A 25,803-nucleotide genomic window follows, 5' to 3' on the forward strand; every position below is an offset into this window, starting at 1 on the left:
AGTTAATGAGCATGATTTGATAATTACCTCATTGATTTCTCACAACAACTTCTCTGGTTTCATTAGACTTAAACACCTTTAGCAGATTATTTGCCGATGCATCATCGTGATTAGATCGTACATATTTTCCATCGACCTGATGAAAACTCGATACATAAATTTTGCCATTCTGCATCAATCTAGCCAATTCTTGTGCACGAAATTTTCGTCTGTCGTCAAGTTCAAAAATTACGAAACGGCGTAATTTGTGAGAATATTCAGCTGAACGCATCCGCGCCATCATCGAAGTAATAATAACCTGAGCAAACAAGACCATGTTGCCATTCACTACTGAAGCTGAATCAGGAGTACCATCAACAGAGAGCTCACCTGCTGCAGTTGAATCATCTAGAGATGCCGCAAGTAAACTGAGTTGAGCTCCTAGCCCTGAACCCAGGCTGTCCCGAAGAATATTCGGAGCATTATCAAGTTCCACACCGCCGTTCCAAACTTTCTGAACCAGGGTTAACCACAAAAGAATACCCAAGGCGGTTAAGCTCCCTACTCCGGTGAAGAGCAATGCCGACGCTCCGACAGTTATTACCCATCTCAGCGCTCCATAAAAGATCTCATCACTGTCATCAACATCTACATCAATTCCGGAGGTATCCATCGTCATGCCTGTTGTACCACGGATCAGCACTGGAATAGCCACACCATCGAAGTCAATATCCACATCAGGAGCCACATCGATAACAGGTGTATCAATTGCACGAATCACATGCCCCGTTATTTGAATTCCATTATCAGCCATGGCCATGGACAAGGATGTTATCTTAGCACCATCGACTTCCTGCCCTATTTTAGCAGCGGCGCCTCTATCCAAAACCATATCCAGGAAATTTCTGTTATATGCTATAGCAAGTCCGGTCCGCGGTGCGACAAAACTTTCAGTTATTGTTAATGTTGCAGGTGTTGCTGGTGGACTGGCGGATACTACGAAGGCATCGACACTGTCAGATCCAGCCGGTGTTAAGGTAATTTCAACATTCCATTCAGAAGCATCAGGCTTTGTACCGGGATCGATAAATCGAGTGTTATTAAGACCTTCCACCAGGCTATCAGCAATTGGCAGCCGTGTATTCGCCAGTATATCCTGCACTTCGGCGCTATTCATGAAGTTGTCAATATCACTTGCAATTTCAGCGGGTGAAGGCGTTCCGTCAACTCCATCATAACGAAAGCCGATCTCCGCAACCGGATCAGCATCAACCAAGATGACGGTTAACTTTGCTGCTGCCTCAAGAGGGACAGTCAATGGAGGTGCATTAGGATCGGATGCTGGTCGTACCTCAATCGTTCCCAAAATACGTAATATACTTCGGGGTGAGTCAGGCCCCTGGGTTATCATTACAAACTCAAAAGGATCGAAAAGAACAGTAATATGAGATGGTTGTCCTCCAATGTCCCGGTCAAATTCCAAATGGTCGGGTAATCGACCAATCCGAGTTAATTCACGCAGAAAATCAGTGATTACATTAAAAGAAATTCCAACTGCGGCATCTGCGTTTCCTAAATCAATATTCATGATAATCTCCCTATTTCATGCTATTAGGACGCCCCTTTCCATTTCATTATTTGCCATTGTTTAATTTCTTGAATATTCAATTCTGAAATTACAGCAACAGTTTCCTATTTAGTGAACAGATATTAAGAATAAGTTTGTGCAAATTTTACACAATACCTTTTCAAAGTATAGCCAATTTTTTTATAAAGAGTTCGGATGGAAAAAATGAAATGGGCCTTGTTATAACCAGAAATCTACTAAAATGAGTGGAACATCAATTGTAAGCTTAGAAAAATTGCAAATTCAATAGAATACACATAACTCCAATTAATAATTCCATAATCATTTTGTGCTATTTTTATATCAATAGGGCAAGTTATTATAACTTGTAAGGAGTTAACGTTGTATCAAAAAAATGAACAAAATGTTGAGACTTGGGCTAATATTTGGCATGACCTCACGAAGTTGATTTGTGCCATTGAACGATTTACTCCCAATTCAGCTTTGAAAAATGACGCTACACTCGAAGATTTTCTTCAAGAAGAAAAGAACAACGCCCAGATAGCAAAACAATGTATCAATTCGATTTATCCTTTAATAAAAGAATTAAGAACTTTTTTAAGTGATGAGGAGATATTTAAGGAGTTCACTCGCCGTATTCAACTAAGAAATTTTCACAATTTACGTCTCAATAATAGAGAACATTTTGCTGTGGCTAAGGATGAGCAATATGTCCAAGAGAATAATAAAATAATAGCTATTGCAAAATATATCCTGAACAATATACCTGATAAACCAGGCCCAGGATTAAACAATAAAAATTTCAAAGAAGTGGAGCAGATAAGTGGTAGCCAATTCTTGCATATTAAATATGGCGAGCCCAATGCTCAAGAATTTACTCAACTGTCGAAGGAGCAATTCAACTCCACCAAAGGAATAGAAAAGATAAAAGCGATAAAGAACAATCCCCAATATTGGCTCGGAGACAAATTAGCTTTAAACCCCTTTTTAGTTTTCTATCATTCTTTATCGGACCAACACGCCTCCGCTCTGCTTAATTTTGTGACAAAAAATCCCGGCCTGATGTCACTCATCGATTTAAAAATACAATCGAGCGAAGATTTATTTAAAAAAATAGCTTTCATTGAACAAAATAAAAGAAGCCTGTTATGGTTATTTAAAAAAGGGGATATTGATCAAATTGACATCGATCAACTCATGAGAATACCGCAGAGCGAAAAGATACTAAATTTTATCTATGATAATAGAAACAAATTATCATCGAAAGAGATTGGCTTCATTTTACAGCATCATCAGGGGATAATTACAGACTTTGGTAATCAAAGCACTAAAGACTTCAACAACACCATTAAAAACCTTATAGAAGCAAGAAAAATAGCCCCTAGAATTAATTATTATTTAAACGATCAACTGATTAGCCCGAGTGGAGTTATCCAACTTTTTTCTCGTGGTCCTTCAGTATTCAAAGCCAACGTGGAAGCTTTCGAGAGAAACAAAGACCTGCTAGATGACGCAATTAAAACAAAAAAACTAATCCTCAGAGAAGGTAATATTTTGTTAAATTCTAGTTCATACTATATTGATGCACTTGGTCAATTTTTATCAAAAACAAACATTAAATCTCCTCTAAGAAGTACCGTAGAATCAAGCAATAAATACATCTCAGAATTGCTGTTAAGGGCAACACCACAATGGAAAACTGATTTCATGGAAGCACTTACCAATAAAAAGCTAGAACTTAAACAAGAAGATAATCGATTTTTACAATTTTTCACAGTACTCAGGGCTAATAATAAAAGTAATAAAATTAAAGCAATTGATGCCTTACTGAAAGAATTAAAGAGTGATTCTCAACAAATGAGTGAAGAAGTTCTTGAGCATGCCTCTGTTTTATTAGACGGCCGGACAGGTGGAATCCTTAAGCACTATGCTGAATTTACTCCTCTGTACAAAACGTTGAAAGAGAAGACGGAAGTAAAAGAAGATGGAGTCGAGATACCAGATACATGGAGATTTAATTAATCTCAAAATTTTGTCTACCGTTCTAAAGAATGTTTTCAATAAAATTTATTTACCAACTTAAACCTATTTTAATTTGTTCTAAGGTTATATTAGCTGCCCTTCTAAATGTGGTATATGTATGTAAATTCGAGTCTTTGATGCGAGATTGATTCGTAAAGTTTTGCAGACTATTCCATACCCATTCGATTCGGGCATTAAGTCTTGAGTTCAACGGCATTTCCACTCCCAGTCCCAATTGTACCCCCTGACAATTCTTATTTGAGGAAAATTCTCCAGAAAAACCACCTAAAACTCCAGTTTGGCTGATGCCTCCACTTAGTTGGATGTTGCTGATCACATATCCCACACGCCCATATAATTGGGCATATTCATTAAGATTGAATCCGGGTCGTGCGACAATACCGTATTGCCAACGTTGACGAAAGGTTCCATGAAGGTTTCGAGTGTAGAGTGTATTTGAGTCGATGAACTTGATATTTCCCTCATTAGAACTGAGATCGTAAAACCCTTCTACAGCGAGAGAAATATTTTTTATTACCCGTTTACCATATCCTAAAAAAATCTCCCCACCGTAACCAGCGCCATGCCAATCGAAACGATCAAAATCGAGAAAAAGTGAGGAATTACTTGATTCAGCTCTTCGAAAATTATAAGAAGAAGTATCCTTAATTGCCGATAGTCCCAGATATAATCCCGGAATATTCATTAAGCCATGCCTTTCAATACTCCAACTTAAACTGGGAAAAGTACAGACCAAAACCAAGATGACAATAATCCTTTGTACCATTCATGCATCCTTGAAAAATCGAGTAACTATGTGTTGCGAAGAATATAAAATTACAAAGAAACTTGCAATGTTTGACAAGGAGGAAACATAGCAACTGATTTTGATCTCAAATCCCCACATTTATTAATTATATTTAAAGCATTACATACCTTCTTAATATTCACTTAAGGTTTTCTAAATACAATGTGCCGAATTTTGATTCATATAAACTTTATCCAAAGGGGGTGTCTGTGTCATTTAGAATAGATCTAGCATCTAAAGAAGGGGTTGCTATTTATTTAGTCGTAATTAACAATATGATTAATGTCAATTTTGAAACAGCTGATCCATCTAAGAAAGAGTTGGCTCAGGAAATTCGAGGCAGATTTACTCACTTACTGTCTGCACATGCTTCACTGGAACATGAACAAGAAATAGTACGTGGAGAAGATGCTGAGCATGTCAAACGACACCATGGAATCAAAGAAGAAACAAAAATAATGCATATGCATTATAGTTTTGACCAAGATGTAACACCAGAATTACTAGAACATTTTTTCGATCAATTACTGATTGCTCAGAAGTCCCCTGCGCATACTCGTGATCAATTTGTTACTCAAGACCAGGTGAATGAAATTTTAAAAAATTTCGGTATATTTTATTCTGAATTTAAAGGTTCCAAACTTGAAAAAGAATTTTTAAAAGAACGTGAATTAACCAGAGAGGAAAAAGATAGTCTGATTCAACATGCAAAACAAGATACAACCGGTAGTTTATCACGAAAAGACGTGGGAGAATTGGAAGAGTGTGGGTTTAGCGAATCTGAAATTCCTAAACCAAGGAAGCCAGAGGAAAATATCCAAAATAGCATGTTCCTTTCTGTCGATTTAATGGATCTAATGATAGGACAACTTCTTCAGACGATTGTCCAAAATAGAGTATCAGGATTTAGACAGGGATTTTTCCAAAGCCAAGAAAGACATACCCAAAGTAACGTTATGCCACTACGTAATACAACTGTTTTTTTAGGATCTAGACCTGGATTATGGGTAAGTGGTACTAATCCTAGCAAACAAGAAGAGAGTGAACAAGATACAATGGAATTCCCTTTTCAATAAAGCAAACAAGTAGCTTGCTGGGCTTAACTGCCCAGCATACTTTGCTTCAATCCATTTTTTATGGATACCACTCAGTCAAAACGATTTCTAAATTGCATTATCAAGCACGTATTACATTAGTGGGTTGCCCATTGAGGAAATGAGCAATGTTTTCACATACTGTATTTAACAAGCGTTTTCTCGCTGCAACCGAAGCCCAAGCAATATGGGGTGTAATGATGCAATTGGATAACCCAATTAAAGGGGCATCAATACTTGGAGGTTCTTGGCTTAAAACGTCAAGGTAAGCGGCACTGATCTGCTTTGCTTTTAACGCATTTGCCAAGGCTGATTCATTAATCAAACCACCGCGCCCGGTATTAATGAGAACGGCTGTAGGTTTCATTTGTTTCAACGTATCACTGTTAATAATATTTTTTGTAGACTCCGTTAATGGGCAGTGCAAACTTAAAACGTCGCTTTGTTTCAGAAGGTCTGCGAAGCTCACCCAGGTTGCTAACTCATCGTGAAAAGGGGTCGGCTTGTGCGCAATGATGTTCATTCCCAAAGCGTTAGCCACCAAAGCCACTTTCTGGGCCACTCGACCATAACCCATTAATCCTAAAGTCAATCCAGCTAATTCGGTTATGGGATTTAACCAATACGCGAAATAAGGCTGGGCTTGCCATGCGCCATCCTGGATGGATTGATTATGAGCTTCAACACGGTTGGTGTGAGCAAGTAATAAAGCAAGCACGTGTTGCGCCACACTGTCGGTACTGTAATCAGGGACATTCGTCACAACAATATTATGTTTTGCAGCCGCCTTGACATCAATATTATCCACGCCAGTAGCCATTTCGCCGATATAGCGAAGGAATGGAAGTTTACCAAAATGCTCTTCCGTTAACTTCGCTTTATTCGTAATAATAATTTCAGCCTTACTCGCACGTTCTATAATCAGTTCATCAGGCGTTTTATCATAAAGACGAACTTCACCTAAGTCATAAAGAGCATCAAGGCTTAGACCATCGCTAATTAATGGCTTAGAATCCAAAACAACAATATTATTTTTTTTCATGATGAGTCGTTCCTCAAGCTAAATCTGCAAGGGTAGCCTGGTTGCTTGCAATCAGGGATTATTAAATGTTACTTGCAAAAAAGAATAGAGCGTTATACTCCTGGTTGCAAGCGATTGAATCTTACACACAACCTGTTTAGCTCTACTCCCCTCCGTCCCGCTGCTTTGTCCGCGGGATCCAGAGGAACAGAGCTAAGCAATAGACCCGCGGACAAGCCGTGGGGCGTAGATAGAGTGTGATCAAGAGACAGTGGCAAGCGACCAGGCTACCATTCATTCTAATCCAAATTTCATTTTCGCGTTTATTAATCCCCATTCATTTTTTATTCTAAAATCATAGTTAAGATAGTTTGCTCACAGCACATGGAGATATTATGACGCATTCTAGAATGCCCGTTTTATTTATCGGGCATGGAAGTCCTGTCAACGCGATTGAAAACAATCCATTCACAATAATACTTAAGAAATTGGCAAAAACATTAGCTCGTCCAAAGGCAATCCTTTGTATTTCAGCTCATTGGCTTAGTGCTCGTACATGGATTACCCACACCTCATATCCTAAAACAATACATGATTTCCACAAAGGTCCCCCTGAATTATTTACAGTGAACTATCCTGCTCGAGGTGCTCCAGAATTAGCAGAGAAAATCAAAGCAGCAATTCAAACACCGAATATTCAACTTGATGAACATTGGGGTTTTGATCAAGGTATTTGGATTGTATTAATTCATATGTATCCTGATGCCGATATCCCCGTTATTCAACTGAGTATTAATATGGCAGAACCAGCTGATTATCATTTTGAGGTAGGGCGTCGTCTTAAACAACTGCGTAATGATGGAGTGCTTATCATAGGCAGTGGAAATATTGTCCATAATGACAAAATGATCGTTTGGGATAATCAATATGCGCCCCCCTATCCCTGGGCAATTGCATTTGATGAACAAGTAAAACAATGTATTATCCAACGAAATTACAAACCTCTGCTCGAAGAATTACTTTTTACCGAGGTAGGTCGGTTAAGTGTTCCTGCTCCGGACCACTACTTCCCTTTACTTTATGTTTTAGGAGCTTCCGATTCGAGTGACTTACTACACTTTGAATTTGAAGAAATTCAATTTGGCTCGGTTTCCATGCGATCCTTCAGCTTAGGTCGTTAATAATCAATAATTCTACGATGAGTGACTTTGGAACACGCTGGACTTAACATCTCTCTGCACTTTATATTTAAGAAGTTGAAAACACTAACTCCTATTTGTTGACTTGTACTTATCATTTCATTCATCTATTCTTATCTAGCTGTTACTAGCTGTTAAATTAACTAGCTGTAAATAATATGGAGATTAAAAATGGATAAGCGAAGTTTAATTCTTGCCGCTACAGCTGCAGCCTTGTTTACTTCAGGGGTTTATGCCTCTTCCACACCCGACAACAATATGGGTAATTCTAACTCACCTATCAATTTAGCAAAAAACAATTGCAATGGTAAAAATCATTGTAAAGGTAAAAACTGCTGTAAAGGTCATCATAAATGTAAAGGAACTCAAAAATGCAAAGGCCACAATAGCTGCAAAGGGACCAATAAGTGTAAAGGTACTAACGTATGCAAAGGCACTAACAGCTGCAAGAGTGACCACAATAAATGCAAAGGAACAAACACATGTAAAGGTACTAATAGTTGCAAAGGTACCAACAGCTGCAAAGGAAAAAGCAACTGTAAATCATAAGGTCTTAAAATTGATGTCTCCAACGAGACATCAATTCCCTTCCCTCCCCTTTTAGGAACAGTAAACAGATGGAAAAAAACACCCAAACTCATTCTAAAAAATATTCGTCACTAGGAATGGGACTCGGTTTACGGGCAGAACATTACCAGTATATTTTGGAACATAACCCACCTATAGAATGGTTTGAGATTCTCACTGAAAATTATTTGGTGGATGGGGGAAATCCTCTTTATTATTTGGATAAAGTGCGTGAAAACTATCCCATAGTGATGCATGGGGTATCGCTATCAATTGGTAGCACCGACCCTATTAACATAGAATATTTAACGAGAGTTAAACACTTAGCAGACAGAATTCAACCCAAATGGATTTCTGATCACTTATGCTGGACGGGTGTGCATCAACGTAATATTCATGATTTATTACCCCTATCTTATACTGAGAACACCATAGCTCATGTCGTTGATCGCGTTAAATGGGTGCAAGATTTTTACCAAAGAAGAATACTACTGGAAAACGTATCCAGTTATATTACGTACAAAGAATCTGAAATGACTGAATGGGAGTTTCTCTCTGAAATAGCTCATCGCGCAGATTGCCTGATTTTACTGGATCTAAATAATATTTACGTCAGCTCCTATAATCATGGCTTTAACCCCGAAACATATTTGAACCATATTCCAGTTGACCGCGTTCAACAATTTCATTTAGCGGGACATCTGAATTGTGATGATTACATAATTGATACACACGATCATCCGGTTATAACTGAAGTCTGGGACCTATACAGCCAAGCGATTAAACGATTTGGGGAAGTATCTACGATGATTGAACGTGATGACCATATTCCCCCCTTTGAAGAGTTATGGCAAGAATTAGAATATGCTAAAAAAATTAAGCTAAGTTGTTTATCGAACGAAAAAACGGGTTTAGCACATGAAACTATCTGAACTACATACATTATTACAGAACTCTATCCTGACTTCTGAGCCTCTTATTAATCCTCATCTAGATGCACCACCTAAAGGCTCTGTTGCAGATAGAGTAGCCATCTACGCCAACGGCTTTTATGGTCGGCTTGAAGAAGCATTAATGAGCGACTACAGCTCGTTAGCTGAGCTGATGGGTGAGGATAAATTTAGCGAAATGAGTCGAAGATATACTCATTCATATCCCTCGTACAACTATTCGCTCAATAACTTCGGGGAAAATCTTAGCCAACTTTTAACTGAAATGTTGCCCTATAAGAAAAAACCTTATTTAGCTGAAATTGCCGCATTTGAATGGGCAGAATATCAAGCGGTTGTTGCTCAGGATGCAAATTTATTATCTGTGGCTGATTTGCAATCTTTACCATTAAATCAATGGCCTGAGATGAAATTTCATTTGCATCCATCATGTAAAATCGTTGCAATGTATTGGAATAGTCTTTCTCTTATTAATGCCTTACGCAGTAATAAACCCATTCCCAAGCCTAAGAAACTTACAACCCCAAAATATGTCATGGTTTGGCGTCGTCAGCTTGATGTACGATACCGCACGCTAGAACCTTTAGAACTAACGATGCTCAATGCAATAATACAGGGATCATCATTCGTGAATATTTGTGAAATTTTAAGTCATCACCTACCTGAAGATGAAGTAGCAAGTTATCTTGTCAGTGAATTGCATGCGTGGATTCAGGAACATTGTTTTATAAATAAAGCAATTGCAATTGACCTAACTGTAAATCCAGCTCATTGAGCAGCAAACTAGCAACTGTCTTGAATTCGCAATTCAAGACAGTTGTACTCGATCTTAAATGGCCCTATTGACTTTATCTTGTACAGGACTAACGTTTAATCTATACTTTTTATAGTTATACGGCTCGTGAAAGGAATCTTAAATGTCTATTTCAAAAAAACCGCTTCATATCGATATACCGGTCAAACTCAAAGAAGTAAAAGCAGTTTTTAGTGTGGGGTCTTTGGTATTCGAAGGTGATCTGCCCGCAGCGATTTTCCATATCCAACTCATCGAAAATGACATTTCTGATTGGGGTGCCAAATCAGAAGTCATCGTTGTCTTTCACACCAATGCAGGGCATGTGGTGTTAAACGATGAAACGTATAATACCGAACGGAATATTGCGACAGGTAATCCTTATAAAGAACTCATTGCCGATCTAAGAAAGCGCGGCGTGCAAGTCGAACTATGTGGCGCTACAGCAACAGCTCACCATTGGGGGAACGCAGACTTGCTCCCCGGAATTAAAGTTACCACAGACGCCATGGCAAGATTGACACAACTCATGCAAGAGGGTTTCGTAAAGATCACGGAGTAAACGAGACTATTACGAACTAATCTCCATCTAGTGTAAGATGGGCTGATAACCCTGAGATATCCTCACTTTTTCAAAACTAAATTTCTCTCATTCCCCTACGTACCGCGCATAAAGCGCGGCAGGTAGGCAGCAAACGTAGCCTGAGCTGTTTAGCCCAGACTCTCTAAATACACATATCTATCTCATACGTGAACATCACCATATAACAATTCGCCAGTATACTCTGGTGAATGGAGACAGGCATATGCGACCCATACAAAGAACAGAAAAACGCATATAATAACTGCCCATCCAGGAATTGGCCCCAGTGCTGCATTTTCCACAATTCCAAAAAAAGACATGGCCATTTCCTGCCGCCCCCCTATAAGTTGTAGCTTAGTAGAAGATATTTTCAGGATCCATGCCATTAGCAAAATGAGAAACATCCAAACATAATTTCTGCGTAATCTCCGTGATATAGCCGCACCGTAGCTCATGAGAAATCGGGGTTCACGCAAGTCTTGTCCAAGGGTGTAAGCCCACGGCTCATCCATCGCCTTGGTTGCCATAAACATCGGAGCAAAATAATAACGTTCAATCATACGCACACGTGCTCTGTAAACATCAAAGAAGCGATATCGTCTCGATTCTATGAGAAGAAGTAGCAGAACCAGCAGCATTGCGAACAACAGCACGCCGTGGTGAGCTGCTGGGGTTGATAGAGACAGCGAAAGCATTGCAGCCGCAGCAGTAATAGCCCAGTTGGTTGTGCGATCAATACGGTCCCTCCATCCGGCCATCCGAGCAATTTCAGCCCGATGATAATGGGCCAGCACTGTGATGAATTCAGATGATGTTGTAGGAAGTGGAGGATTCAAACCCGCCATGGGCTGTTCACCCAATCGTTGTTTTTCGTGTTCCATACTACCTCCAAATAGGTGAAGGGTAGAGTTATATATCAAATTTCATTGATATAGTTCAGTTTTAACTTACAACTCTTTTGATATTATAGTAAAGAATACTCTTTCATTTATTTCTGGGAATCATCATTCTTGTTTTAAATTTTTTATATTCCATTCAAAACTGATTGTTCATTAATAAGAAATTGTTCAAACAACTGGTCGACGACGAGGTCACAATTAAACCATAGCAATCAATAAATAATCTTTTTGACAACATAATTCACATCATTATGCTAATATCTGAATAGCTCTAAACTTTAAGGAGAATGAAAATGAGTAAAAAAGGACCTATTTTATGCACAATACTACTTTTAGCTAGTACTATGGCACTTGCAGCCGACAACGACAATATGAATCAGTCTAATGGGGCAAGCCCTAGCACGAGTACTCCAACGGACAGTACTACAACATCCACTTCACCATCTACGGATGTAAACACTACTACGTCACCTTCGACGGATACAAATACGTCTACCCCTTCTACAAACTCAGACACAAGCTCTTCACCAGGTGCAGATACAAATGGTACTACTTCGCCATCCACAAATACAAATAGTACTACTTCGCCTTCGACAGATACTACTACCACCCCTTCTAGTACAAATACTTCTGTCACCCCTTCAAATAATGAGCAAGGGACAAGTAGCACTACAAATGTTAACCAATCTACAAGTAACGTGAATGCTACAGATGTAGATGTGGATGCAAATGTTACCGAAGTGAATGACAAAGTGAGCATTCAAGGTGTTACCACCGCCCCTACTTTTACTAATGTAGAGTTGCGTGACGGAGTATACTATTTGCCAGAAACCATCACTCCTGTTGGAGGATTTTACTTTTTAAACATTGATTCGACTGAACGTGTTTGTACTCTTAAAAAACTTAGAAAAGTAAAAGTACTCTCAACACCAAAAACAACCACTGTCATCCTAGGAAAACAAAGACATATTTTATATTGCTATGATAGAAGCTATTTTAATTTCTAACATTCCAACAAGTTCCAAATACTCACTCTTATAACTTTTAAATTTATAAGAGTGAGCCTTACTACACCCAATTCGTCCATCTAAAGTGTCTCTATTCTTTCCTAGAAAACAGCCTAAGACTCGTTTAAATGAAGCCCATGCAAAAAATGAGCGTAACTTGTTTATTTTTTTATAGATTGGACTCTATAATGAGTCATTATGTCACAATATGGGGCAGATACTATGGATAGTAAAATTGAAAAACAACCATTCACACTCACAATGTTAGGGACCCTTACTGACTTTACCCCGGAATTAAAACTAATACCCAAACCAACTCCTTACACTAAGGGAGCTAAAGTAAAAGATTACCCAAAAGGAGAGACATTGAGTGTCATCTCTTCTTTAATCAAAACAAAAATACCTGCGAAAATAACAAAAATAGATGCAAAAGATCCGTACCCATTGCAAGCTGATGAACTTACCGTAGTTAATGGGCCCAAAACCGATGGTGCGAATGTAGGAGAAAAAATTGGTTTGGGTCTTGCGGCAATTCTAAAAGCAATAGTTCGCGGACAAACTCCTATCAACATTATTGCCCATAGTAGAGGAGCTGTTGAATCCATTTTGATAGCCCATGAATTAGAGGCAATACAAACGATTATTACTTCATGCTCAACTTTTGAAGAAGTATTAAAACAGTTGTCCGAACAGCAAATTAAAAGACAAAAAGGTACACCTACAAATAATACTCCCGATATTATAGAACCCCTAAAATCCCAAATGAATCTAATACCTAAAGATGAACAGGAGCAATGGTTTAATAAGTTAAAATCATCGCTACCTGATGCCTCCATTAATTTTCTGGGGATCGATCCGGTTCCGGGCGATTGTTTTCCGATTACCTGGTATGACGAACGTTTTTTCACATTACCCGAAATCATTAAAAATACTGAATTAATTTATTATGCAAATGAACGTTCTGATTGGGGTTTTACGCCGATTTTTCCTGAAGTAATCTCCAAAGAAAAACAGAATTTTGTTCGCTATTCCATGCCCGGACATCACGGCACAGGTTCAAATGGAAATGATGGTTCTCAACAAGGAGTCATTGTCTCCCCTGATGGATATAAAACCACCCATGTGCAAAAATTAATGATATATAAAATACTTAATTTTTTAAGTAAGCAGGATGTAGCATTTAATGATGGTGCCCAGATCTTTCATCAATATACTGCTCTAGGCAGAAAATATTCAACAAACTCTAACGAACTGAAATCAATTAATGTGGCAGAACTCGACTTTCCTGATATCTTACGAAAACTTTATAGTGCGATTGCAAAAAATCAAATTGGGTATGATGCCTATAATTCAACCCATTATTCCTATATGGGACTCACCAAACAACGCAGAACTTTGCTTAAAGGACATACCTATGGATTTTTCAATGACATCTTTTCGAACTACTCTGGATATGTTAATGAAGAACATGCCTTATTAATGCAAGCCCATTTCTTTAAAATTTTTGGCCTTGATACAAAAAGAAAAAATCTCGCTGAGATGCTCGCTACTGCAAGAGTGGTCCTAGAAGAACACATTAAAAAAATCGCCGACAAAGAACCATCTATCCTAGATTCTGAAGTAACCCGCAAAACTGTGTCAGAAACCTTTGGCATAGTCATTCAACAGGTTAGCCAGCAATATTTAACTGATGATTGGACTTCTCTTGAAAAACAAGAAGAAAAAGAAATACTTCATCAAGGGATTATTGATATCTTAACTAAATTTCAAGAACTATCTGTATCCGACAATCTAACCATTAAGCAATTTGTGGTAGAACTTCTTAACTTAAGTTTCACCCGCATAAACCATACTTTAATGCTCCAAGCTCAAGGATTAGAAAAAGATTTCAATTGCTTGCAAGAATCTATAGATAATCGTTTAAGTCATTTTTTTAGTGCCTTGTTAATGCAAGCAAATCACAACGAAAGTACGCCTTCAGTTATTCTGGACGAAATTATAAACTCTGAAGAATATAAAATATTACCTAACCATCCCACAGCAATCAAAATAACTCATATCCATAAAAAATTGACTGGGAAAGGTTTAGAAAAATACAAGGTCGATGAACTTACCAAGAGCTATGAAGAGCAATTTGCTAATACTATTGAAGATTTCGCAAGACTGTATCAGCAAATACAGACTCTTCTCTTTGATCTAGCAGCAATGCGCTACATGGTTCCTAAGGAAAAAATTGAACTAGACGAATTGAACTTACTAAAGCAAGCTAATGGCTTAATTGCAACAGCTGCAGAACGATTTTATAAAGACAGACCCCAGGCGCTTCCCCCCATTGCAGAATCAGAGTTTATGAAATTGACAGAACAACATGCCATTAAGCATTTTGACATAGTCGATCGTAGGAAAGAAAAGAATAAAGAACCTGAAAAAGTAACTACAGAGACCACCAGTATTTTTTCAAAAACACTTTCTTTCTTTTGGAATCCCCTGAGTATGATATATGGTTCTCAAGTTACTTCCTCTGCTAACGGAGAAATTTCCCCCAAGGATGAAATCTCGTCGATTCTTAAATAGGATTAATTCAACATCATCAGGGGCGTTATACGAGTAAAAATGAAATACGAAATGTTTTACTCAAAACGCCCTTCACGACATATCATCGCCCAATCGCCCTCATTTCAGGACTTAAATTATGGTTCATAAACTCTGTTCCTACGAAGCACTATACAGTAATGATAAAATTTTCAATCGACACAGCGTACTCCCTCCCTACTCAACCAGTTTTTATGAATCAAAAAATCTGTATATAAACGCGCCTCCTCACTTCCAGGCTGTGGATGCCAATCGTAAGTCCATGCAACTTGGGGTGGTAATGACATCAGAATCGACTCAACCCTTCCTCCTGATTGCAAGCCAAAAGCTGTTCCCCTATCATAAATTAAATTAAATTCAGCATAACGTCCTCGTCGATATAACTGAAAACTCTTTTGTCTTTCTGTATAAGGCATGCCTTTTCGACGGAGAACGATGGGACAATAAGCTTTGGTATATTGATTTCCAACGGACTTTAAAAAATTAAAACTCTTTTCAAATTCCCACATATTAAGGTCATCAAAAAATATTCCTCCAATACCTCGGGGTTCACTTCTATGTTTAATGAAAAAATAATCATCACACCATTTTTTATAGCGCGGATACACATCATTACCAAAATCATCACAAGCTGCTTTGGCCATAGTGTGCCAATAAGCACAATCCTCTACGAATCCATAATAAGGCGTTAAATCAAAACCACCACCAAACCACCAAATAGGTTCAGCATGCTCCTTAGTGGCTATAAAAAAGCGAAAATTAGCATGAGATGTGGGCACATAAGGATTAATTGGATGGATAACAATTGAAACACCAAGAACTTCAAACTGATAGTCACTAAGTTCAGGACGTTTTTCCGTAGCTGAAACAGGCAAACTCTTACCCTTAACATGCGAGAAATTTACCCCACCCTTTTCAAAAACATCACCATTAGACATCACACAACTTGTCCCATATCCTAGAGTCGGATCCTCCCAATAATCGGAAATGAAGTTAACCTTATCATCTATAGCAAGAAACTCATTGCAGATTGATTTTTGTAATTCAACTAAGTAGGTTTTAACCTGAGTGATTTGATTCATGATAGCTCTTAGTATCCTAAATATGCTTTATTCGAATTCTATGAGCCGATAAAATTTATCGCCTTGATCTACATCATGGAAAAAATTTGTATTCTAAAATGCATTTGCGATTTATAATGTAACTTAAGCATTACTTGTCTGTATGATAGTTCTGATATGATAAACTTCGATAATAATCATCCCACCTGTGAACATTGCACCTTTTCTCCTTTTTGCATCACCGAAGAAAAAAATTCACGATGGATAAAACAAATTAATCGTGCAGTAAAACAACACTACCATCTAAAAAAAAATGAAGTCTTATATCTTCCTCAGAATGCCTTTAGAAACATATATGCAATTCAGCATGGAAATTTAAAAACATATCAAGTCGATGTGGATGGAAATGAATTAATTCGTGGATTTTATTTTTCTGGTGAAGTCCTTGGTTTTGAAGCAATTTACACGCAACATTACCTTTTTTCAGCAGTGGCATTATCTGATAGTGTTATTTGCGAAATTCCTTATGATAATTTCCTAGAACTACTGCATTTAAGCCCGTCTCTGCAAAAACATATTTTATATTTAATGAGTCAACAACTAAATATAGGATCTTATTTGTTTTCAATCACAGCAGAACAACGACTTGCCGCTTTTCTTATTGATTTATCCTACCGGTTAAACCCCTCCGAAATGCAACCGACTTTTCTACTGCCTATGTCTCGTCAAGATATCGGTAATTATTTAAGACTCACAGCAGAAACCATTAGTCGCCTTCTCTCTCAATTTAAAGCAAATAAAATTATTGCGATTGATCATAAGCAAATTCAATTTTTGCAACCCGAAAAATTAAAACTTATTGCTGATATGAACGACGATCGTTGCAAAAACGTAAAATAGTATCCATTCGATTTCACACACTTACCTCTCCTTCACCGCACAGTAGAGTTCCAGAGGGGATCTATGTACTTTTCCATGATCTAGATCAATGTCATATAAAAAAAAATAATTAAAATATCTGAAAAAAAAGAGCATAGGTTGCATCAATAACACTAAGTTAAGCTTATTCTCCTAGGGCCTACGTTCCGCGACTTGTTCGCGGAAACCAAGGAATGTAGGTTTCGTGGATCCCGCGAACAAGCCACGGACGTGGGTAGAAAGGAAATATGGAAAAACACTCTTAACTTAGTAACATTATAGGTTGCATCATTTGCTTTATACCGACCATTTTAGACGCTGTATAAAGGTAATTTCCTATGAAAACCACTAAATCAGATAAGTTATGGAAGCAAGTTAAGGGAATAAAATCATCAGTCGCCCGTTCCATCATACCGAATGAATGTTATAAGCAGTCACAGATCAAGGCTCTATTTTGGTATTTTTTTGATTTAGCACTGTTTTTGTTTGGGTTTTACCTGATTTTTTTTAGTGTTCATCTGGAATTAAAACTAACAGGCGGTTTGATTGCAGGTGTCGCCACGGCAATGATGTTTGTTTGGGCACATGATGCAGCACATGGGGCACTTTTTAAAAACAGTACCATTTCTGAGGTACTTGGAACAATAGCGATGTTACCCTCATTAAATATTTATCGAATGTGGTCCTACGGTCATAATAAAGTGCATCATGGATTCGCCTCTTTTTCTCCAATTGATTGGATATGGCGTCCTCTTACATGTACTGAATATCAATCGCTCTCTATTTTTCAACGCGTACTTTATCGCATAGAGCGCTGCTTTTTCACTTGTGCGTTCCACTATTTACGCCGGATTTGGTGGGAGCAAATGCTATGTTTTAATCCTGGAAAAGATAAACAACAAAGCCGATATTATCGAAATGGTAAACTTATCGTGCTGTTTTATGGGTTAATGATGTCCATTTTGGCATATGTTTTTACGGGAGGTATCGTTGGAATTGCTATAGCCGTTATTTTGCCGTTCATTATCTTTAATTATTTTATCGCGATAATTATATATCTGCATCATACTCATCCCGATGTCCCTTTCTTTGATTTAAAAACTGAATGGTCTCATTCTGTGGGCGCCTTGTATTGCAGTACTGTTATCCATTCCTCAAAAATATCCAGGGTATTATTACATAACATAATGATACATATACCCCACCATTTAGATCCAAGAATTCCTTTTTATAACTTACCAAAAGCACATAAGGCATTAAAAGCTAAGTATGGTGAATATTTTCATGAATATCACTTTAAGTTGCGTTATGTGCTCAATATTTTCAAGAAATGCAAGTTATATGATTTTGAAAAAAAATTGTGGATGAGCTTTAAAGAAGCAATCTAACAGGGTGTTTCCAGAAGATTAAATAGTACCAGCTTAGTTACATTACTTAAGCATCTTATTCATGCCTAAAGAGATAAAAAGAATCCGCCTACGAATCTAAAAAACAGGAGAATTAAAAGTATGATCCAACCAATTTATAAAGGAGTGTCTGGATTTCCGGGTACATGGACAATGAGACCTGTAGGTGTTGTTCTACTTATTATGGTTTTGCTTATTTTAAATGGTTGTCATTCTGGGGTAATAGCACCTAGAGGACAAATTGCAGCAACTGAATTAACACTAATGTTATTTTCAATCAAACTCATGCTCATCGTAGTGATTCCTGTTATTGGCATGGCATGCTGGTTTGGATGGCGGTATCGTGAGGGAAGTAATAGAAAATATACACCCGAATGGAATCACAGCACCATTTTAGAAATAGTTTGGTGGACAATTCCTTGTATCATCATCTTAATTTTAGGTACAGTAACTTGGAAAACCACGCATAGTTTAGATCCCTATAAGCCAATTGATTCACAAACAAAACCTGTCACAGTTCAGGTTGTCTCACTTGATTGGAAGTGGTTGTTTATTTACCCTGACTATCAAATAGCCACCCTAAATTATCTTCAAATTCCTATTGATACTCCTATCAATTTTAAAATCACAGCTGCATCCCCTATGAACTCATTCATAATTCCCCAGCTCGGAGGTCAAATTTATGCAATGACCGGAATGACTACACAGTTACATCTTATCGCAGATACCCCAGGAAATTATCGAGGACTTGCCACAAACTACACCGGTATTGGTTTTGCAGAAATGGGCTTTAACACTGAAGTTACATCCCATAAAGAATTTACTAAGTGGGTTAATTCAATGAAACAGTCACATGACCAACTGACCTCTTCGGTATTTTGGGAGCAACTGGTACCAAAGTCCATTAATGATCCCGCAAGGTATTTCAGTAGTGTTGATGCCGGATTATTTGACAGCATTATTATGCATTACATGATGCCTCACCAGGATCATAAAAATGCATAGAAACAAATTGTTCATAAGTTTATGTCCCTAAGTTAATACAAAAAGGAAATCGTTATGTTACAAACATTATTAGGAAAACTAAGTAATCTTCAAGAGGTTTTCCCTTATCTTTATGAACCTATAAGCCAGCAAATTATTATATTTTCAATGCTGACATTCATCATTATTGTCGGTGCTGCTGTGTTAGGAGGGATCACTTACTTCAAAAAATGGAGTTATCTTTGGCATGAATGGGTAGTTACCGTAGACCATAAACGTATTGGTAAAATGTATCTTTTTGTTGCTCTTGTAATGCTTGTTAGAGGATTTATTGATGCCGTTATGCTGAGAGCTCAGCAGGCAATGGCCTCTGGAGATTCGTATGGCTATCTCATTCCCGAGCATTTTGATCAAATATTTACTGCTCATGGGACGATAATGATTTTTTTCGTGGCAATGCCACTTATGTTTTCGTTATTTAATTTCGTAATACCATTACAAATTGGTGCTCGTGATGTTGCATTTCCTTTTCTAAACTCACTTAGTTTTTGGCTTTTTGCTGTTAGTGCATTATTAGTTAATGTGTCCTTATTGATCGGTGATTTCGCCCATGCCGGTTGGTTAGCATATCCTCCTTTTTCGGAACTTGCATATAGCCCAACAGTTGGAACGGATTATTACATATGGGCTATCCAAATTTCAGGCATTGGTAGCCTTATGTCGGGAATAAATTTTTTCGTGACAATCCTCAAGATGCGTTGTCCAGGTATGTCCTTAATGAAAATGCCAATTTTTACATGGACCGCTTTTTGTTCTTCAATTCTGGTCATGCTTATTTTCCCTGTACTGACTGTTGCATTGGCATTACTTGGTTTGGACAGATACCTTGATATGCATTTCTTTACCACCGGTGCTGGTGGCGATCAAATGCTCTATGTAAATTTAGTATGGATTTGGGGGCATCCAGAAGTCTATGTATTAGTTTTACCTGCTTTTGGTGTTTATTCAGAAATTGTTGCAACGTTTTCTCGAAAAGCATTATTTGGTTATAAAACGATGGTTTGGGCTACCGCAGTGATTACTTTTTTGGCTTTCATTGTTTGGGCTCATCACTTTTTTACCATGGGTGCAGGTGCAAACGTAAATGCAGTTTTTGGAATCCTCACAATGATTATCTCCGTACCAACTGGAGTAAAAGTCTTTAATTGGCTGTTCACAATGTATCGAGGACGAATTCGGTTTACTACCCCAATGTACTGGTTAATGGGATTCTTTATAACCTTTACGATAGGAGGAATGACTGGCGTAATGCTTGCTGTTCCAGGTATTGATTTTCAAGTTCACAATAGCACGTTTTTAGTTGGACACTTTCATAACACAATCATTGGTGGCGTTGTGTTTGGTTATTTTGCTGGCTTGGCTTACTGGTTCCCCAAAATGTTTGGCTTCACCCTAAATGAATCACTTGGTAAATGCGCTTTTTGGTGTTGGCTCGTTGGTTTTTTTGTTGCATTTACTCCCCTCTACATCCTGGGTGCTATGGGGATGACTCGCCGTCTGTATCATTACGATGCGTCTACAGGTTTTCAACCTTATTTAATTGTAGCGGCCATTGGTGCAGGAATTATTGCTTTAGGCGTTATTTTTCAGGTACTACAAATTATAGTGAGCATTAAAAACAAAGAGAAATATCGCGATATTTCTGGAGATCCATGGGATGGTCGTACATTGGAATGGGATACAACCTCCCCTCCTGCTGCTTATAACTTTGCACATGTCCCAGTCGTTAATCATATTGATGATTTTTGGGAACAAAAACAGAAGGAAATAAATGGATTAGGTAATTCAAAGAAAGAAGTTTTAACGTTCCAAGATATTCATATGCCTAAGAACACATCCGTAGGATTTATTATTGGTATCTTTGCATTCATTTTTAGTTTTGCAATGGTATGGCATATTTGGTGGCTTGTACTATTAGGCCTTGGCAGTATTGTCATAGCTCTGATGATGAGATCCTTTAATTACGACACTGATTATCATATCACTGCAAATGAAGTGGAAGCGAATGAAATTAAATATCAACAATCTCTTGTAGGAAGGTAATGATGAGTAATACGTTAATAAAAAATATTCAAGCCTCGACCGCAATTCCGGCCACGCCTCGTGACATGTTAACAGGAGCCAATAGCGACCGGCATCCTCAGCTACGCAGACACGCTGCGGAGCGAGACATCCACATCGATAATAATCATTTTGATGGCTCTAAAAATGTATTCGGTTTTTGGATATACATTATGACGGATTGCTTATTATTCGCCTCTTTATTTGCAGTATATGCCGTTCTTCATACTCATACTTTTGGTGGACTACATGCCAAAGAACTGTTCAAGCTACCCTTTGTATTGACTGAAACCTTACTACTATTAACAAGTAGCTTTACTTATGGTCTTGCAATGTTAGCACGTAATAGTCCATCTCCAGGTAATGTAGCCCGCTGGATGTGGGTGACTTTTGTGTTGGGGGTTTGTTTTATCACAATGGAATGTTACGAGTTTCACAGCTTGTATTTGGAAGGTCACACTTGGGATAAAAGTGCATTTTTATCATCTTTTTTTGCTTTGGTTGCTACACACGGACTACATGTCACTGTAGGACTTATCTGGATGTTAGCCATTATAGTTCAAATAAATATGCATGGTATTACACCCATAACTAAGACAAAGTTAACCTGTCTCGGTTTATTTTGGCATTTTCTGGATGTTGTTTGGATTTTTGTTTTTTCGGTCGTCTATTTGATGGGAGCTATTTAAAATGTCAAAACATGAACTTGTTTTAGATGCTGATACCGGAGCCTCATATGGCACATATCAATCCTATACTATTGGTTTTGTAGCCTCGCTTCTTTTGACCCTTTTCTCGTTTTATTTGGTTGCCTCCTCTGCCCTACCTCCAAAAATCCTGTACATAGTAGTGGGGGTTCTTGCGATGATACAGCTTTTTGTGCAACTGGTGTGTTTTCTCCATTTAAGTACGAATTCAAAAACAAGCTGGAATCTATTAAGTTTTCTCTTTACTTTGGTCGTAGTATTAGTATTGGTCATAGGAACTCTGTGGATTATGTATAATTTATACGAAAAAATGGATATGAATATGATGGCTATGTAATCTCTGGACCAAACTCTAAAATGGGACCTATCCTTTCAATTGATTTATTTTTATAAGGATTAAACTATTAATATGAAATCTCCAGAATTACTATCTCCGGCAGGCTCATTAAAACGTATGCGACGAGCATTTGCCTATGGGGCAGATGCTGTGTACGCGGGGCAACCTCGTTATAGTCTTCGTGCTAGAAATAACGAGTTTACCCATGAAAAATTGGTGTTGGGCATTAATGAAGCTCACGACCAGAGTAAACTATTTTTTGTTGCAAGTAATATCATTGCCCCCAATAATAAAATAAATACATACCTTGATGATCTTGCTCCAGTCATTGAAGCCGGTCCAGACGCTTTAATTATGACAGACCCCGGTCTCATTATGATGGTTAGAGAGAAATGGCCCGATCAACCGATTCATTTGTCAGTGCAATCTAACGTGATGAATTCCGCAGCAGTAAAGTTTTGGCAATCTATTGGCCTTGAGCGCATTATTTTATCTCGAGAATTGTCGTTAAAAGAAATCCAAGCAATTCGCGAAAATTGTCCGGATATTGAATTAGAAGTATTTGTGCATGGCGCATTATGTATGGCTCACTCTGGACGTTGTCTCTTATCCGGCTATTTTAATCACCGGGACCCGAATCAAGGAGCATGCACTAATTCATGTCGATGGAAATATAATATTAAAGAAGGCACAGAAGATGAATGGGGTAATGCACATGTAGAAGCGAATACTTTTCTATTTGAACAATCTCCTCAACGTGAAGGGGAAATGAATCTCATCGAAGAGGATGAACATGGGACTTATCTCTTTAACTCAAAAGATTTAAGAGCAATTCAACATGTTGAAACGCTTGCACAAATGGGCATTGATTGCTTAAAAATAGAAGGACGTACTAAATCAGATTTTTATGTAGCTCGGGTGACCCAATTGTATCGAAAGGCCATTGATGATGCTGGTGCTGGCAAACCCTTTGATTGGAGTCTCATGGATAGCCTGGAAGGACTATCACTCAGAGGCTACACGGAAGGATTTTATCGTCGTCATGTTCCTGAAGAATATCAAAGTTATAAAGATCGCAATGAAACAGGTATCAAACAGCAAGTTGTAGGCGAATTACTTGATTATGACCGCAGTAAACAACTACTTGAAGTCTTAGTAAAAAATCAATTCGCTATTGATGATACCCTTGAAATCATGCTTCCAAGTGGTAATCACATTTTTACCCTCGAAGCCATTGAAAGTACCCAGGGAGATTCAATCAAACGCGCCCCAGGCAGTGGTCATGTTGTGCGGATTGCTGCTGATATTCAAGAAGTGAATCTGTTGGAACATGGCTATTTAATTCGCCATTGGAGTGATACTTAACCTGAGCAATATATGTCAACAATTGAACAATTGAGAGAACAAATTCAAAACATAGATCATGATATCATTAAGCATATTGCTCTTCGTCAGGATTTATGTAAAAAAATTGGCACGTTAAAAAGCCAATTAGGGAAACAAATTATTGATACCGATCAGGAAAAAAAGAATTTTGAGTTTTATGAATCTCTATCTAAAGAATATTCGATAGATCCTAAATTTGTTGCGCGTTTATTTAGATTAATTATTATAAATTCTAGAACGATACAACAATAATGAGTCCAAAAAGTCGATTATCCTAAACTTGGCAAAACACCCTTTACGACGCCATGAACTATTAGAAGTGCCTCGATTCATGGTACTCAAGGTGTTCTTAAAATTGTAGCGATAGATCTCCTAGGTTATAAATCAAACTTTATCGCTACTAATTTTTTTAGCACACCCTTCTTATAAAATCAGCCATTTCTTAACGCCTAACTATTCACTAATTTTCCGAACGCTTGGCAAGTACTCGCTTATCCATTACCTTCCGCCAAAATGGGGGGAATAGAGCCAGAATTATCATTCCCAAATAACCTGAAGGAAGTTGGGGGCTTGAATCGATGTGCCTTAATAACTGATAAGGACGTGCTCCATGAACATGATGATCAGAATGTCTTTGCAGGTGAAAAAGAAGCATATTGCTAAGCCAATGACTCGCATTCCATGAGTGTTGAATTGAAACTTTCTCATAAGTTCCATTGGTGAGTTTTTTGCGCTCCAGACCATAGTGCTCGATGTAGTTAATGATTTCCAGCAAAATAAAGGCGGTCAAAGACTGAATAATAAAGAAGAGAAGGGCCATCCATCCGCCATAATAAAACAAAGCCATTGCAATGATAATCGGCATGCCGATAATCCACCAAAATTGATTGTTTACATGGTACCAATGATACCCTAAACGATTTAAACGCTTACGCTCTATATTCATAGCAGAACGAAAAGATCCGATAATTGTTCTTGGTAAAAATTGATACAAACTTTCTCCTAACCGAGATGTGGCAGGATCTTTGGGGGTGGCCACATGAACATGATGACCACGAACATGTTCAATAAAAAAATGACCATAACAGACACTAACTAATAAAATTTTACTTAAGAGTTGGTCTATCAGGGTGTTTTTATGCATGAGCTCATGAGCAAGCGTAATTCCAATTCCTCCGGTTAAAAGCCCTATTGATAGACTAAACCCAATAAATTCTGTTGTTGTTAAGGGAGTATGTGCAATTAGATAAGCTGAGAAAATTATAAAGCAACATTGCAACGGTACATATATCCAAGTAAGAAGCTTGAAATATTTATCTTTGAGTAATATGTGTTCCTGAGTACTGTCTGGATTGCTTGGATCAACCAACCAAACATCCATCCATGGAACCATCGTGAATAATATAATAAAAGGGAGGAAGGTGTAAAAATTACCAAAATAAAAACCAATAAAAGGCAGTAACACCAACAAATAAGCCAACATAAAACAAAGTTTTTTACTTAATTTCATTTTTCAACTCCCATCTATAAATATAGATGAATCATTAATAATATGCACTACCTCTGAAGGAAGAGTGATCACCCCATCCAAATTGTTTACAAATATCAGTACTATCAAATCAAAAAGAAATAAGCAAGAGAATTTATTTGACTTAGTTCCGGGGTGATTTTCGAATTAATGAATAATATGTTATACCTCCATATGATCATTAATTTAATTTATTGAGTATAATTGCACCAAATCTGGGTAAAATAAATAACTAATTAATGATGTACATTGG

Annotated in this window: 23 protein-coding genes; 17 read left to right on the forward strand and 6 right to left on the reverse strand. The window is 37.7% G+C overall.

The genetic code is table 11. The features are described 5' to 3' along the window. Nucleotides 1-28: 28 nt before the first annotated feature. On the reverse strand, nt 29-1,567 hold the full coding sequence (locus tag ACWTEW_RS07655; RefSeq protein WP_454781105.1) for a hypothetical protein: 1,539 nt from the start codon (nt 1,565-1,567) through the stop codon (nt 29-31). A gap of 381 nt (nt 1,568-1,948) precedes the next feature. Between ACWTEW_RS07655 and ACWTEW_RS07660 the strand changes: the two genes are divergently transcribed. Further along, entirely contained in the window at nt 1,949-3,589 is a 1,641-nt protein-coding gene (locus ACWTEW_RS07660; protein ID WP_454781106.1) for a hypothetical protein, read from the forward strand. Between the two features lie 49 nt (nt 3,590-3,638). On the opposite strand, the gene ACWTEW_RS07665 is transcribed toward ACWTEW_RS07660, so the two are convergent. Continuing rightward, on the reverse strand, nt 3,639-4,376 hold the full coding sequence (locus ACWTEW_RS07665) for an outer membrane protein (RefSeq protein WP_454781107.1): 738 nt from the start codon (nt 4,374-4,376) through the stop codon (nt 3,639-3,641). 230 nt (nt 4,377-4,606) lie between these two features. Between ACWTEW_RS07665 and ACWTEW_RS07670 the strand changes: the two genes are divergently transcribed. After that, nucleotides 4,607-5,473 carry a hypothetical protein gene (locus ACWTEW_RS07670; RefSeq protein WP_454781108.1) on the forward strand — a complete coding sequence of 289 codons (867 nt, stop codon included), beginning with the start codon at nt 4,607-4,609 and terminating at the stop codon, nt 5,471-5,473. Nucleotides 5,474-5,573: 100 nt separating this feature from the next. Here ACWTEW_RS07670 and ACWTEW_RS07675 read toward each other — a convergent pair whose 3' ends face one another. Beyond that, entirely contained in the window at nt 5,574-6,533 is a 960-nt protein-coding gene (locus ACWTEW_RS07675; RefSeq protein ID WP_454781109.1) for a D-2-hydroxyacid dehydrogenase, read from the reverse strand. 374 nt (nt 6,534-6,907) lie between these two features. Here ACWTEW_RS07675 and ygiD point away from each other — a divergent pair, with 374 nt between their 5' ends. The 5 genes from ygiD to ACWTEW_RS07700 all read left to right on the forward strand — a co-directional run bounded on the left by ygiD (nt 6,908) and on the right by ACWTEW_RS07700 (nt 10,583). Continuing rightward, on the forward strand, nt 6,908-7,693 hold the full coding sequence (gene ygiD, locus ACWTEW_RS07680) for a 4,5-DOPA-extradiol-dioxygenase (protein WP_454781110.1): 786 nt from the start codon (nt 6,908-6,910) through the stop codon (nt 7,691-7,693). A 322-nt stretch (nt 7,694-8,015) separates the two neighbouring features. Beyond that, nucleotides 8,016-8,315: a hypothetical protein gene (locus tag ACWTEW_RS07685; protein WP_454781111.1), complete on the forward strand. Its 300-nt coding sequence runs from the start codon at nt 8,016-8,018 to the stop codon at nt 8,313-8,315. Nucleotides 8,316-8,328: 13 nt separating this feature from the next. Continuing rightward, nucleotides 8,329-9,210, forward strand: coding sequence for an MNIO family bufferin maturase (gene bufB / locus ACWTEW_RS07690; RefSeq protein WP_454781112.1), 882 nt, complete (start codon nt 8,329-8,331; stop codon nt 9,208-9,210). After that, nucleotides 9,197-10,003, forward strand: coding sequence for an HvfC/BufC family peptide modification chaperone (locus tag ACWTEW_RS07695; RefSeq protein ID WP_454781113.1), 807 nt, complete (start codon nt 9,197-9,199; stop codon nt 10,001-10,003). The genes bufB and ACWTEW_RS07695 overlap by 14 nt, the downstream gene beginning before the upstream one ends. A gap of 142 nt (nt 10,004-10,145) precedes the next feature. Continuing rightward, the gene (locus ACWTEW_RS07700) at nt 10,146-10,583 is read left to right on the forward strand and encodes a DsrE family protein (protein ID WP_454781114.1); all 438 of its coding nucleotides are present in this window, start codon (nt 10,146-10,148) and stop codon (nt 10,581-10,583) included. Nucleotides 10,584-10,765: 182 nt separating this feature from the next. On the opposite strand, the gene ACWTEW_RS07705 is transcribed toward ACWTEW_RS07700, so the two are convergent. Beyond that, a complete protein-coding gene (locus ACWTEW_RS07705; protein ID WP_454781115.1) occupies nt 10,766-11,485 on the reverse strand; it encodes a DUF2270 domain-containing protein in 720 nt (239 codons plus the stop codon). A 362-nt stretch (nt 11,486-11,847) separates the two neighbouring features. Here ACWTEW_RS07705 and ACWTEW_RS07710 point away from each other — a divergent pair, with 362 nt between their 5' ends. Together ACWTEW_RS07710 and ACWTEW_RS07715 are read left to right on the forward strand one after the other, a co-directional pair. Continuing rightward, nucleotides 11,848-12,510 (forward strand): hypothetical protein, encoded by a 663-nt coding sequence (locus ACWTEW_RS07710; protein WP_454781116.1) that lies wholly within the window; start codon nt 11,848-11,850, stop codon nt 12,508-12,510. Nucleotides 12,511-12,708: 198 nt separating this feature from the next. Further along, complete coding sequence (locus tag ACWTEW_RS07715; protein ID WP_454781117.1) at nt 12,709-15,084, forward strand: hypothetical protein; 2,376 nt, start codon at nt 12,709-12,711, stop codon at nt 15,082-15,084. 170 nt (nt 15,085-15,254) lie between these two features. Here ACWTEW_RS07715 and hemF read toward each other — a convergent pair whose 3' ends face one another. Beyond that, nucleotides 15,255-16,184, reverse strand: coding sequence for an oxygen-dependent coproporphyrinogen oxidase (hemF, locus tag ACWTEW_RS07720; protein ID WP_454781118.1), 930 nt, complete (start codon nt 16,182-16,184; stop codon nt 15,255-15,257). Between the two features lie 156 nt (nt 16,185-16,340). Between hemF and ACWTEW_RS07725 the strand changes: the two genes are divergently transcribed. The 8 genes from ACWTEW_RS07725 to ACWTEW_RS07760 all read left to right on the forward strand — a co-directional run bounded on the left by ACWTEW_RS07725 (nt 16,341) and on the right by ACWTEW_RS07760 (nt 24,274). Then, nucleotides 16,341-17,063 carry a Crp/Fnr family transcriptional regulator gene (locus ACWTEW_RS07725; RefSeq protein WP_454781119.1) on the forward strand — a complete coding sequence of 241 codons (723 nt, stop codon included), beginning with the start codon at nt 16,341-16,343 and terminating at the stop codon, nt 17,061-17,063. A 356-nt stretch (nt 17,064-17,419) separates the two neighbouring features. Next, on the forward strand, nt 17,420-18,469 hold the full coding sequence (locus tag ACWTEW_RS07730) for a fatty acid desaturase (protein ID WP_454781120.1): 1,050 nt from the start codon (nt 17,420-17,422) through the stop codon (nt 18,467-18,469). Between the two features lie 120 nt (nt 18,470-18,589). Beyond that, entirely contained in the window at nt 18,590-19,492 is a 903-nt protein-coding gene (gene cyoA / locus ACWTEW_RS07735; RefSeq protein WP_454781121.1) for a ubiquinol oxidase subunit II, read from the forward strand. A gap of 54 nt (nt 19,493-19,546) precedes the next feature. Beyond that, nucleotides 19,547-21,574: a cytochrome o ubiquinol oxidase subunit I gene (cyoB, locus tag ACWTEW_RS07740; protein ID WP_454781122.1), complete on the forward strand. Its 2,028-nt coding sequence runs from the start codon at nt 19,547-19,549 to the stop codon at nt 21,572-21,574. Further along, complete coding sequence (gene cyoC, locus ACWTEW_RS07745; protein ID WP_454781123.1) at nt 21,574-22,281, forward strand: cytochrome o ubiquinol oxidase subunit III; 708 nt, start codon at nt 21,574-21,576, stop codon at nt 22,279-22,281. The genes cyoB and cyoC overlap by 1 nt, the downstream gene beginning before the upstream one ends. A gap of 1 nt (nt 22,282) precedes the next feature. Further along, entirely contained in the window at nt 22,283-22,636 is a 354-nt protein-coding gene (gene cyoD, locus ACWTEW_RS07750; RefSeq protein WP_454781124.1) for a cytochrome o ubiquinol oxidase subunit IV, read from the forward strand. 72 nt (nt 22,637-22,708) lie between these two features. Next, nucleotides 22,709-24,001 carry a prephenate-dependent tRNA uridine(34) hydroxylase TrhP gene (gene trhP / locus ACWTEW_RS07755; protein ID WP_454781125.1) on the forward strand — a complete coding sequence of 431 codons (1,293 nt, stop codon included), beginning with the start codon at nt 22,709-22,711 and terminating at the stop codon, nt 23,999-24,001. 12 nt (nt 24,002-24,013) lie between these two features. Then, the gene (locus ACWTEW_RS07760; RefSeq protein ID WP_454781126.1) at nt 24,014-24,274 is read left to right on the forward strand and encodes a chorismate mutase; all 261 of its coding nucleotides are present in this window, start codon (nt 24,014-24,016) and stop codon (nt 24,272-24,274) included. A 208-nt stretch (nt 24,275-24,482) separates the two neighbouring features. On the opposite strand, the gene ACWTEW_RS07765 is transcribed toward ACWTEW_RS07760, so the two are convergent. Further along, entirely contained in the window at nt 24,483-25,532 is a 1,050-nt protein-coding gene (locus ACWTEW_RS07765; RefSeq protein WP_454781127.1) for an alkane 1-monooxygenase, read from the reverse strand. Nucleotides 25,533-25,803 lie beyond the last annotated feature (271 nt).

The organism is Legionella stuttgartensis (assembly GCF_977063405.2).

Coding starts and splice junctions, on each gene's coding strand:
- ACWTEW_RS07655 (WP_454781105.1), bottom strand. CDS start 1,567: ATGAATATTGATTTAGGAAACGCAGATGCCGCAGTTGGAATTTCTTTT.
- ACWTEW_RS07665 (WP_454781107.1), bottom strand. CDS start 4,376: ATGGTACAAAGGATTATTGTCATCTTGGTTTTGGTCTGTACTTTTCCC.
- ACWTEW_RS07675 (WP_454781109.1), bottom strand. CDS start 6,533: ATGAAAAAAAATAATATTGTTGTTTTGGATTCTAAGCCATTAATTAGC.
- ygiD (WP_454781110.1), top strand. CDS start 6,908: ATGACGCATTCTAGAATGCCCGTTTTATTTATCGGGCATGGAAGTCCT.
- ACWTEW_RS07685 (WP_454781111.1), top strand. CDS start 8,016: ATGGTAAAAATCATTGTAAAGGTAAAAACTGCTGTAAAGGTCATCATA.
- bufB (WP_454781112.1), top strand. CDS start 8,329: ATGGAAAAAAACACCCAAACTCATTCTAAAAAATATTCGTCACTAGGA.
- ACWTEW_RS07695 (WP_454781113.1), top strand. CDS start 9,197: ATGAAACTATCTGAACTACATACATTATTACAGAACTCTATCCTGACT.
- ACWTEW_RS07700 (WP_454781114.1), top strand. CDS start 10,146: ATGTCTATTTCAAAAAAACCGCTTCATATCGATATACCGGTCAAACTC.
- ACWTEW_RS07705 (WP_454781115.1), bottom strand. CDS start 11,485: ATGGAACACGAAAAACAACGATTGGGTGAACAGCCCATGGCGGGTTTG.
- ACWTEW_RS07710 (WP_454781116.1), top strand. CDS start 11,848: ATGGCACTTGCAGCCGACAACGACAATATGAATCAGTCTAATGGGGCA.
- ACWTEW_RS07715 (WP_454781117.1), top strand. CDS start 12,709: ATGTCACAATATGGGGCAGATACTATGGATAGTAAAATTGAAAAACAA.
- hemF (WP_454781118.1), bottom strand. CDS start 16,184: ATGAATCAAATCACTCAGGTTAAAACCTACTTAGTTGAATTACAAAAA.
- ACWTEW_RS07725 (WP_454781119.1), top strand. CDS start 16,341: ATGATAAACTTCGATAATAATCATCCCACCTGTGAACATTGCACCTTT.
- ACWTEW_RS07730 (WP_454781120.1), top strand. CDS start 17,420: ATGAAAACCACTAAATCAGATAAGTTATGGAAGCAAGTTAAGGGAATA.
- cyoA (WP_454781121.1), top strand. CDS start 18,590: ATGATCCAACCAATTTATAAAGGAGTGTCTGGATTTCCGGGTACATGG.
- cyoB (WP_454781122.1), top strand. CDS start 19,547: ATGTTACAAACATTATTAGGAAAACTAAGTAATCTTCAAGAGGTTTTC.
- cyoC (WP_454781123.1), top strand. CDS start 21,574: ATGATGAGTAATACGTTAATAAAAAATATTCAAGCCTCGACCGCAATT.
- cyoD (WP_454781124.1), top strand. CDS start 22,283: ATGTCAAAACATGAACTTGTTTTAGATGCTGATACCGGAGCCTCATAT.
- trhP (WP_454781125.1), top strand. CDS start 22,709: ATGAAATCTCCAGAATTACTATCTCCGGCAGGCTCATTAAAACGTATG.
- ACWTEW_RS07760 (WP_454781126.1), top strand. CDS start 24,014: ATGTCAACAATTGAACAATTGAGAGAACAAATTCAAAACATAGATCAT.
- ACWTEW_RS07765 (WP_454781127.1), bottom strand. CDS start 25,532: ATGAAATTAAGTAAAAAACTTTGTTTTATGTTGGCTTATTTGTTGGTG.